The 3,095-nt window shown below is 36.7% G+C and carries 4 protein-coding genes; all 4 read left to right on the top strand.

What is annotated here, in order from left to right:
• The coding region (locus WBN20_RS09920) for a glycosyl hydrolase family 17 protein (RefSeq protein WP_424281561.1) at positions 1 to 393 on the top strand (393 nt) is incomplete at its 5' end.
• Positions 394 to 433: 40 nt separating this feature from the next.
• Entirely contained in the window at positions 434 to 1,375 is a 942-nt protein-coding gene (locus WBN20_RS09915; protein WP_424281560.1) for a glycosyl hydrolase family 17 protein, read from the top strand.
• Between the two features lie 208 nt (positions 1,376 to 1,583).
• A complete protein-coding gene (locus WBN20_RS09910; RefSeq protein WP_297703675.1) occupies positions 1,584 to 2,351 on the top strand; it encodes a glycoside hydrolase family 16 protein in 768 nt (255 codons plus the stop codon).
• A gap of 99 nt (positions 2,352 to 2,450) precedes the next feature.
• On the top strand, positions 2,451 to 3,095 hold a 645-nt coding region (locus WBN20_RS09905), incomplete at its 3' end, for a glycoside hydrolase family 3 protein (RefSeq protein WP_424281562.1).

Raw genomic sequence — 3,095 nt, 5'->3', positions numbered from 1 at the left:
GATGCCTATTATGAGTTTGCTGATCGCCCCAGGATAACCGAAGCATGTGATGTCATTTTGGCCAACTGTTACCCCTTTTGGGAAGGCTGTGACCTGGATTACTCTTTACTGTATATGAAAGATATGTATCACAGGGCACTACAAGCTGGTAATGGCAAGAAGGTAATTATTTCTGAGACCGGATGGCCTAGCAAAGGCACCAGTCTTGAAGGTGCATTTCCATCATATGAAAACTATATAAAAAATTTCATTAATTCACAAAAGTGGTCTGAGGAAGAAGATATAGAAATGTTCTATTTTTCATCCTTCGATGAGTCATGGAAAGTTGGAGCCGAAGGTGATGTTGGTGCATATTGGGGCCTTTGGGATAAAGATGAAAATCTTAAATTTTAGAGTGAATCGCCCACTTTATTTTATAACTAATTATTGTTAAATGAATTACACTAACGAATTAAAAATAGAAGCAGGAAATGCAATTTGCTATTCTGGTTTTAGAGAGGGACAAAGTCCCGGAGGGATTTACCCAAGTTATGAAGAGATAAAGGAGGATCTATTAATGCTTCATAACCATTGGAAATACCTTCGCTTATATGACTGCGACAGGCATACTGAAATTGTTTTGGAAGTAATTGAAAAAGAGAGGTTGAATTTCAAAGTAATGCTGGGTGCTTATATTGTTGCAGAGGCCAATAATTATGGTTGTCCCTGGGGAGGTTCATATTCTGAAGAACAACTGGAGAAAAATAAAATTACAAATGTCGCTCAGATTAAGAAATTGATTCATTTTGCAAACCATTACCCGGAAATCATTTTCTCTTTATCTGCAGGAAATGAGGCTTGTGTTGATTGGACCGATCACTATGTACCAGTTGATAGTGTTATCAATTATGTGAAGATGATTAAAAAAGGAGCCAAACAAGCTGTTACTTTTTGTGAAAATTATCTTCCCTGGCTTGATAAGTTAAAAGACCTGGTAGAAGAAGTAGATTTTATATCTATCCATACATACCCTGTGTGGGAGTATAAGAACATTCATGAAGCCCTGGAATATACCAAACAAAATTATTATGCCGTAGCCGATACCTATCCCGATAAACCAGTGGTAATTACTGAAGCTGGTTGGACAACTTTTTCCAATGGAAGAGGTATTTGCCCAACTAATGTGAGTGAGGAACATCAGCGTATTTACTACAATGATTTAGTTACTTGGTGCGAAGAAGCAGACATTCTTACATTTGTTTTTGAAGCTTTTGATGAACCATGGAAAGGATCATCGGAAGCTCTGGAACCAGAAAAGCACTGGGGATTATTTAAAGTAGACAGAACTCCAAAACTGGTTATGAGAGAACTGTATTCTAATGAAACGGCTAACTAGGGATAATATGCTTAAAAACTTATAAATAGTATCTATTTTTATGTATGGATGTTCTGAAAATCTAAATAATTCAACCAATTTAAAAGCTAAAAATATCTTAGGCAATCTGCGAATATTCCCGTAACATAATTATAAAATGGGGAGACTTCAAGATTCTCTAAAATTCTATTATGTGCGTATTTGAATGTTTTGACCTTTTATCTTGCTAATGAAAAATCAATTAATTATAGGCATTTTATTGTTACTAACCACCTCAATTAGTAATGCTCAAAATAAGGAGTTACTTTTTGTAGAAAATTTTGATGGGGATCGACTTAATGAAAAATTCTGGAATTTTGAATTAGGTGATGGTTGTCCAGAACTGTGTGGCTGGGGTAATAACGAACGCCAGGTCTATACTACGTCTAATCATTCACTAACAGATGGTTATTTATATTTGAATGCAAATTTTAAAGATGGTATATACACTTCCAGTAAAATTACCTCCAAAAACAAGTTCGAATTTCAATACGGTAGGATTGAAATCAGGGCCAAACTACCAGTTGGTAATGGCTTATGGCCAGCCTTCTGGATGTTGGGATCAAATATCTCCCAGGTGGGATGGCCTACTTGTGGTGAAATAGATATCCTGGAGTATGTAGGCAAAGAACAAGGGATGGTATTTAGTACATTGCATACAAAAGACAGCTATGGAAATAGTAAAAATACCAAAAAAGTGCAGATAGAAGATATTGAAATTGGTTTCCATGAATACGCCGCTAACTGGACCAAAGACAAGATCGAGTTCTTTGTGGATAACCAACTTATTTATACCTTTTCTCCGGAGGACAGATCAGTAGAAGTTTGGCCTTTTGATCAACCATTTTATATCATTTTAAATCTGGCTATTGGTGGGGCTTTTGGAGGCCCCGAAGTGGATGATTCTATTTTTCCACAGGATTTTGTAATCGATTATATCAAGGTTTATAAAAATTAACTAACAACTTTTTTAATAATTATGAGAACAAATCAAGTAAACTGTAAACCTGCTTTGTTGGCAATAGCATTCATGGTGCTACTTTTTAATTCATCAGATATGTATGCCCAAACCACAAATCAAATGAATAAGGAAATAGAAGCAAGTATAGATCGCTTGCTAACTCAACTAAGCTTGGAAGAAAAAGTGGCTATGTGCCATGCCCAATCTAAATTTAGCACTCCTGGTGTGCCTCGTTTAGGAATTCCGGAAATCTGGATGTCTGATGGCCCTCATGGGGTTAGAGGAGAAATAAATTGGGATAATTGGGGATATGCCGGGTGGACCAACGATTCAATCACAGCATTTCCTGCTCTAACCAGTTTAGCGGCAACCTTTAACCCTGAACTTTCCAAAGCTTATGGCAAGAGTATAGGAGAAGAAGCCCGTTATAGAAATAAAGATATTATACTGGGTCCGGGAGTTAATATTTATCGCACCCCTCTTAACGGCCGTAATTTTGAATATATGGGAGAAGACCCATATTTGGCATCTATAATGGTGGTGCCATATATTCAAGGCCTACAGCAAAATGGAGTTGCCGCCTGTGTAAAACATTTTGTCCTTAATAATCAGGAATTATGGCGAAATCATATTAATGTGGAAGTAAGTGACAGGGCTTTATATGAAATTTATTTACCCGCATTTAAAACTGCGATTCAAGAGGGGCAGGCCTGGTCCATTATGGGTGCATATAACAAGTAT

The organism is Eudoraea sp., from assembly GCF_049665975.1.
Lineage (GTDB): Bacteria > Bacteroidota > Bacteroidia > Flavobacteriales > Flavobacteriaceae > Eudoraea.
The sequence above is the reverse complement of the archived record's forward strand: the minus strand, read 5'-3'. Positions and strand labels throughout refer to the sequence as shown.

Bases quoted from the DNA above. Each gene is read 5' to 3' on its own strand.
- WBN20_RS09915 (WP_424281560.1), top strand. From the start codon at position 434: ATGAATTACACTAACGAATTAAAAATAGAAGCAGGAAATGCAATTTGC.
- WBN20_RS09910 (WP_297703675.1), top strand. From the start codon at position 1,584: ATGAAAAATCAATTAATTATAGGCATTTTATTGTTACTAACCACCTCA.